The organism is uncultured Megasphaera sp., assembly GCF_958350005.1.
Lineage (GTDB): Bacteria > Bacillota > Negativicutes > Veillonellales > Megasphaeraceae > Megasphaera.
Map to the genome: position 1 here is coordinate 1 of NZ_CATWFF010000100.1, position 7,447 is coordinate 7,447.

At 43.8% G+C, this 7,447-nt stretch carries 5 protein-coding genes and 1 pseudogene; all 6 read right to left on the reverse strand.

Annotated elements, in window-relative coordinates:
- Window positions 1-129: 129 nt before the first annotated feature.
- Window positions 130-2,286: a hypothetical protein gene (locus tag Q3886_RS06885; RefSeq protein WP_301860533.1), complete on the reverse strand. Its 2,157-nt coding sequence runs from the start codon at window positions 2,284-2,286 to the stop codon at window positions 130-132.
- Window positions 2,287-2,377: 91 nt separating this feature from the next.
- Window positions 2,378-3,658 (reverse strand): tetratricopeptide repeat protein, encoded by a 1,281-nt coding sequence (locus Q3886_RS06890; RefSeq protein WP_301860534.1) that lies wholly within the window; start codon window positions 3,656-3,658, stop codon window positions 2,378-2,380.
- A 288-nt stretch (window positions 3,659-3,946) separates the two neighbouring features.
- On the reverse strand, window positions 3,947-4,072 hold the full coding sequence (locus Q3886_RS06895) for an SEL1-like repeat protein (RefSeq protein WP_301860535.1): 126 nt from the start codon (window positions 4,070-4,072) through the stop codon (window positions 3,947-3,949).
- 29 nt (window positions 4,073-4,101) lie between these two features.
- Window positions 4,102-4,260, reverse strand: coding sequence for a rubredoxin (locus tag Q3886_RS06900; RefSeq protein WP_301860537.1), 159 nt, complete (start codon window positions 4,258-4,260; stop codon window positions 4,102-4,104).
- A 24-nt stretch (window positions 4,261-4,284) separates the two neighbouring features.
- Window positions 4,285-4,443 (reverse strand): annotated as a pseudogene (locus Q3886_RS06905) (rubredoxin); the annotation flags it as partial.
- Window positions 4,444-5,554: 1,111 nt separating this feature from the next.
- The gene (locus Q3886_RS06910) at window positions 5,555-7,246 is read right to left on the reverse strand and encodes a hypothetical protein (protein ID WP_301860536.1); all 1,692 of its coding nucleotides are present in this window, start codon (window positions 7,244-7,246) and stop codon (window positions 5,555-5,557) included.
- Between the last annotated feature and the right edge of the window lie 201 nt (window positions 7,247-7,447).

Consider the following 7,447-nt stretch of genomic DNA (forward strand, 5'->3'; position numbering starts at 1 on the left):
AAAAACTGATTCCCCCTCTATCCACCCACCTTAATATTCATTGTATTCGGTCTTATTGTAACAGACATTGGGGATTCAGGGCAATAAATAGATACTATCTTATTAAAAATAAGTCGTCCCAATCACATTTCATTCCTGATCGGCTGCCTTTCGATACCATTTCTCCGCTTCTTCATAGTTCTGTTCTACACCCCAGCCATTGTAATATAAATCTCCTAACCCAGACAGCGCCAAACGATATCCATTCTCTGCAGCTTCTCGATACCATTTCATCGCTTCTTTATAATTTTGTTCTACACCTATGCCGTAACAATAACAATCACCCAATTTAGTCTTTGCATCATCCGTTGCATCATCATAAAATAAACTCCCCTGCTCCGCGACTTTTCGATACCATTTCACTGCTTCTTCATGGTTCTGTTCTATACCCCAGCCATTATAATAGCAATCACCCAATTTAATCTCTGCATCCAAATTCCTCTGCTCCGCGGCTTTTCGATACCATTTCACTGCTTCTTCATTGCTCTGCTCTACTCCATATCCATGACCATAACATTCTCCTAAATCATATTGTGCCAAAGAATTTCCCTGTTCTGCTGCTTTTCGATACCATTTCACCCCTTCCTTACTATTTTGTGCCACGCCAGTGCCATCCATATAAAAATTTCCTAAATACCACTGTGCATCATCATCCCCTTGTTCTGCCGCTTTTCGATACCATTTCACCCCTTCCTTATCGCTTGGCTCCACACCTAAGCCATAAAGATAACGCTGGCCTAAATCACTCTGCGCATCTGCCAATCCCAGCTCTGCTGCTTTTCTACACCATTCCGCAGCTTCTTCGTCATCGTCCTCACACTGACTTAAAGCATACTGTGCAAAAGGATTTCCCTGCTCTGCCGCTTTTCGATACCATTTTACTGCTTCTTCCTTGCTATACTCGAATTCATCGCCATTAAAATAGCCATTATCATAACATGTTCCTAAAGCATACTGCGCCGAAGGATTTCCTTGCTCTGCCGATTCTCGATACCATTTCACTGCTTCTGCATTAGGGAATCTTGAGCCATCGCCATTAGCATAGAGCTTGCCTAATTCATATTGCGCTGAGGGATCTCCCTGCTCTGCGGCCTTACGATACCGCCTTACATCATCTTCTTCATTTTCTTCTACACTATTACCATAATCATCCCAGTCATCCTCTTCTTCGGCATCCTCATGTTCCACTGCATTAAAACAGCTATCCCGATCTAGACACAGCGTAGTGTCTGCCTGTTTCAGGTTATACAGTAAGTCCAGCATCATATCATAGCTGTCGACATCCATATCGATATTGACATCGGCTTCTTGTTGCAGATAGTTTTTTGTCATGTTGCTGCAGATTTTCTGTTTATCTGCCGTAACTCCCTGCTGTTCCAAAAGGTCTGCCATCGTATCTACGACATGAGCATCTTCATGCTGCAGAGAATCTAGCTTTTTCACTACGCTCAGGGACATCAAATCTTCCGGCGATGGCTGTGATTGCAAGGTGCCATTCCCCAACAGCTTATTCTTCAATGTATCATCATAGGCAATCTGCTTTAATACAGCAAAATAATTGACCTGTGATTTGGGCTGTATATCAATGGTAGACATGGCCGTTTTCAGTAAAAGTAAGTCGGACGTAGACCAGTTCCCTTTGGTAATGTCATAAAAATCCCGTACCAGGCAAACGATCTTTTTCGTATCGTCCATATCGGCATATTCTTCGCCATCAAATTCCAGGTACTCAATAGAATTTTGCCACGTAAGAAGCTGTACGTTTTTCTCTACTTTAGCCAGTCTTGTTTCCATTCGTACCATTTCACTGCGATTGTGTTTCAGGAATTTTCCCAGTCCCGCATAGAGTTTGGTAAATTCTTCCCCTACAGCATACATGGAGGCGTTCAATTTATTATTGACCGCAGAAATGAGGTCAAAGGTCATAAGGTTCTGTTCGGCTAATTTCTGCAGAGTCTGCTGCGCAGCATACTGAGCGGCAGACCGATTTTTATTAATTGTGCTCTGTAATTTTTCGTTGCTGCCTGTAAACCGGCCCAGAAACTTTTTGACCGTTCCTTTCTGATCCAGCTGGCGCTGCGCATCGTCTGCTTCGGTCATAATGGCAATGCTTTCAAAAACCAGGCGGTTAATGTCTTGTCGGTTATTTTTATGGGCTTCTATCATTCGGTCAATTTGCTGGCCTAATTCTGTTTTTTCCTGGGTCGTAAAGGCATCGGTTTGAATGAGGTTTAATTCGTTTGGCATCGTAGTTCTCTCCTTATATGTGTTTCATACATTCGTCTTTATAGTACTGTAATCGTTTCTGCTGTTCCTGGTATTGTTGAGCATACAGTCTTCACTTTGCTTCATTGTAAAACCGCTTCATAGCGACTTCATAACTTTGTCCTATGCCATGACCATAATAATAGCAAACCTCTAAGTTATGCCGTGCTTTAGAACTCCCTTGTTCTAGTGCTTTACAATACCATTTCATAGCATCTTCATAACTTTTTGCTATACCATGGCCGTAATAATAACAAAGTCCTAAGTTATTCTGTGCCCGGGCATCCCCTTGTTCTGCTGCTTTACGATACCATTTCACAGCTTCTTTATAGTTCTGCTCTACACCATTACCATAATAATAGCAATCTCCCATTTGCTTCTGGACCTCGGCATCCTCTTGTTCTTCCACTGTGTGATCTGAGGCATCCCGTTTATCAGTTTGTATACAGTTGTCTTGCGGCAATTTCAGCAGTTTACCTGCATCAGCCTGTTTCAGGTTATACAGTAAATCCAGCATCATATCATAGCTGTCGACATCCATATCGATATTGACATCGGCTTCTTGTTGCAGATAGTTTTTTGTCATGTTGCTGCAGATTTTCTGTTTATCTGCCGTAACTCCCTGCTGTTCCAAAAGGTCTGCCATCGTATCTACGACATGAGCATCTTCATGCTGCAGAGAATCTAGCTTTTTCACTACGCTCAGGGACATCAAATCTTCCGGCGATGGCTGTGATTGCAAGGTGCCATTCCCCAACAGCTTATTCTTCAATGTATCATCATAGGCAATCTGCTTTAATACAGCAAAATAATTGACCTGTGATTTGGGCTGTATATCAATGGTAGACATGGCCGTTTTCAGTAAAAGTAAGTCGGATGTAGACCAGTTCCCTTTGGTAATGTCATAAAAATCCCGTACCAGGCAGACGATCTTTTTCGTATCATCCATGTCGGCATATTCTTCACCGTTAAATTCCAGATATTCAATAGAATTTTGCCAGGTCAGGAGCTTCACATTCTGTTCTACTTTAGCCAATCTTGTTTCCATGCGCACCATTTCACTGCGGTTGTGCTTCAGGAATTTTCCCAGACCCGCATAGAGTTTAGTAAATTCTTCACCTACAGCATACATGGAGGCGTTCAATTTATTATTGACCGCAGAAATGAGGTCGAAGGTCATGAGATTCTGTTCAGCCAGTTTTTGCAGGGTCTGCTGTGCAGCATACTGAGCGGCTGCCCGATTGGTATTGATAGTGCTCTGTAATTTTTCGTTGCTACCTGTAAACCGGCCAAGAAACTTTTTAAGGGTTCCTTTCTGATCCAGCTGGCGCTGCGCATCGTCTGCTTCGGTCATAGTAGCAATGCTTTCAAAAACCAGACGGTTAATGTCTTGTCAGTTATTTTTATGAGCAGCTATCATTCGATCAATTTGCTGGCCTAATTCCGTCTTTTCCTGCGTTGTAAACGCATCTGTCTGGATGAGGTTCAATTCGTTTGGCATCGTCGTTCTCTCCTTATATGTGTTTCATAAATTCGTCTTTATAGTACTGTAATCGTTTCTGCTGTTCCTGGCATTGCCGGCGTATTGTTCTTCGCTTTGCTTCATTGCAATACCGCTTCATAGCTACTTCATAACTTTGTCCTATGCCATGACCGTAATAATAACAAAGACCTGAGCTGCCCGGGCATCCCCTCTTTCTGCTGCTTTACGATACCATTTCACGGCTTCTTCATAGTTCTGTTTCACCCCTTGGCCATAATCCCCCATTCGATACGAGTCCTCGGCAGACCGTATTGCTATATTTTATCAAAATCGTCTTTATCGGTACCGCAAGTCGGACATACCCAGCTATCGGGAAGATCAGCAAACTTCGTGCCTGCTGCTACGCCGTTATCGGGATCGCCTTCTGCTTCGTCATAAATGTAACCGCAAATGCAGCATTCATATTTATCCATGCCTTGATCTCCCTGTTTCTGTTCTTCACCTACTTGGAAAGCGTTTTTATCGGCACCACAAGTTGGACATACCCAATCATCGGGAAGATCAGTAAACTTCGTACCTGCTATTATGCCATCATCAGCATCGCCTTCTGCTTCATCATAAATATAACCGCAAATGCAGCATTCATATTTATCCATACCTTGATCTTCCTGTTTCTGTTCTTCGCCTAATTGGATTTTGTTATTCTGAGATAATACCATATGATCATTTCTATCAGCCTGTTTCAGGTTATAGAGTAAATCCAACATCATATCATAGCTGTCGGCGTCCATATCGATATTGACATTGGCTTCTTTTTTCATATAGTTTTTCGTCATGTCGCTGCATATCTTCTGTTTGTCTGCCGTAACGCCCTGCTGTTCCAAATAGCCAGCCATGGTATCCACGACATGAGCCTCTTCATGCTGGAGAGAATCTAGCTTTTTTACCACACTCAGAGACATTAAATCTTCCGGCGATGGCTGAATCTGTTGCAACATCTCATTTCCTAACAGCTTATTTTTTAATGTATCATTGCAGGCAATCTGTTTCAGCACAGCAAAATAATTGACCTGTGATTTTGGTTCTATATCAATGGTAGACATGGCCGTTTTCAGCAGAAGTAAGTCTGACGTAGACCAGTTTCCTTTGGTAATGTCATAAAAATCCCGTACCAGGCATACGATTTTCTTCGTATCATCCATGTTGGCATATTCTTCGCCATCAAATTCCAGGTACTCAATAGAATTTTGCCACGTAAGAAGCTGTACGTTTTTCTCTACTTTAGCCAGTCTTGTTTCCATTCGTACCATTTCACTGCGATTGTGTTTCAGGAATTTTCCCAGTCCCGCATAGAGTTTGGTAAATTCTTCCCCTACAGCATACATGGAGGCGTTCAATTTATTATTGACCGCAGAAATGAGGTCAAAGGTCATAAGGTTCTGTTCGGCTAATTTCTGCAGAGTCTGCTGTGCCGCATACTGAGCGGCTGCCCGATTGGTATTGATGGTGCTCTGTAATTTTTCGTTGCTGCCTGTAAGTCGGCCAAGAAACTTTTTGACCGTTCCTTTTTGATCCAGCTGGCGCTGTGCATCATCTGCTTCAGTCATCGTGGCAATACTTTCAAAGACCAGGCGGTTAATGTCTTGCCGGTTATTTTTATGAGCTTCTATCATTCGGTCAATTTGCTGGCCTAATTCCGTTTTTTCCTGGGTCGTAAAGGCATCGGTTTGAATGAGGTTTAATTCGTTTGGCATCGTAGTTCTCTCCTTATATGTGTTTCATACATTCGTCTTTATAGTACTGTAATCGTTTCTGCTGTTCCTGGCATTGCCGGGCGTATTGTTCTTCGCTTTGCTTCATTTCCAGCAGGCTCTGTTCCTGAGCTGAGGAAATACTGTTCATTTGTTTCGTCACATACCAGGCTCTCTTTGCCGCCTTTTTAGGTACATTCCGTCCAAGAAGCCGTTTGCCTACGGTGACAGCATCAACTTTAGGCTGTTCGCCAATATCATGCCAACCATCAGATAATACGCGGCCCATGCCCTGTATCATTAATTCTGTTGATGGCATCCGTATAGTAGCCCGCCAGCGTATGGTCTCTTCAATGCCTGCTTTCAGCATAGCGTCTGCAAAGGCTTCCCGGTCGTTGCTGGCGTACATTTCCAGCAGCTTTTCCTGTACTAATGCTTCTTTTAAAGCATCTACAACTAATTCCAGTTCTTCTTCTGTCAGCAAATACTGTTGTGCCAGGACGATAAGACGCTTGCGGATAATGTCTACTAAGGCCACGGCGTCGTCTTCGATGAAGTGATCCATCAGTTTGTGCATCTGCGTGCTCGACAACGCGCCGCCAATCATAGCTCCGGCAATACTTCCTACAGGTCCCAGCAGTCCGCCTACAGCTCCGCCAATAGCAGCTCCGCCTAGCCCGCTGGCCAAAGTCGTCACTTCTTTAAACAATTGTCTGCCTGATATACGGCCGCGGAAAAAATTGGTAATGTCGCCGGCAGACAGTACGGTCAGTACGACTGCCTGGGCAATGATATTGCTGCGCATCAGTTTAGCCAGATTTTTCGTGGCTGCATTGCCATAGATGCTTGGCCCATTGCGCAAGGCATTGACCAGGGTCTGACGAACACTGCTGGGCAGAGCCTTCACAATGGCAATGGACGGAGCCATCATGGCATTATTCAGGGCCGTCCGCGTCAGCTGAGCTGAAAGGACAGACGTAGCAAAAGCGATACCGCCGGCCTGGAGGCCTGCACATACAGCGGCATCAATGGATTCTGATACATCTTTCCCATCCCACTGAGCCTTAGCAAAGACAATGACTGCTGATATGCCAAAAGCATTGGCAGCAATGACCGTGCCATGAGCAGCATCAAAAAGCAGCGAATCAATGGTACCGGCTTTGGCAATATTGCAGGCTGTCTGGTAGGTAACGCGGCCTTTGCGGACAATTTTCCTGGCGTCTTTAGGATCGGTCACACCTGGCACCTGGCCTTCTGCAATTTTCTTTTCCATCTGCCTGACAGCTTCTTCATATTGGTCACTCGGCACTTCTACCTGCATAGGATTGCCATTGCTGTCTATATAGCGATAGGTACCCTTGCCATTATTTTGAAAGGCTGCATTAATGGATCCACTTGCTGACTTATAATATTTCGACTGGATTTTCATACCGTCTACGAGGCGGTCTGCCCCATCTTTGGCATTGTTATCACCAACAATCTGGGCATGTTTCCCGCTTAGTGTATCGAGCAGATCATTTGCTTGTTCTGCTGCATGGCCATTGCCTCCTTTGCCATGGAATCGGTTAATCCGGTCATTATGAGCAGCACTTTCCATACTGCTCTGCCATTCACTGGCAAACTTTTCTTCTGCCAGACGTTTTTTATATTTAGCATGCTGCAGGAGGTTTCCCTGCCCTGTATAGGTATCATCGTGTGTAGTTTTCATGGAAAATCCTCCTTTTCTTTTACGCTATTCTACACTCTTACGCCGACACAATCTGTCATTACATAAAAATTCGTACGCAAAAAGGACAGCATATGCCTGTGCTGTCCTGATGTATGCATTATATATGATAGCAATACTTTTTTTACGTATTGGTAAACATGCAGATTTTATGTTATATTTATACCCCCCCCTACATATACA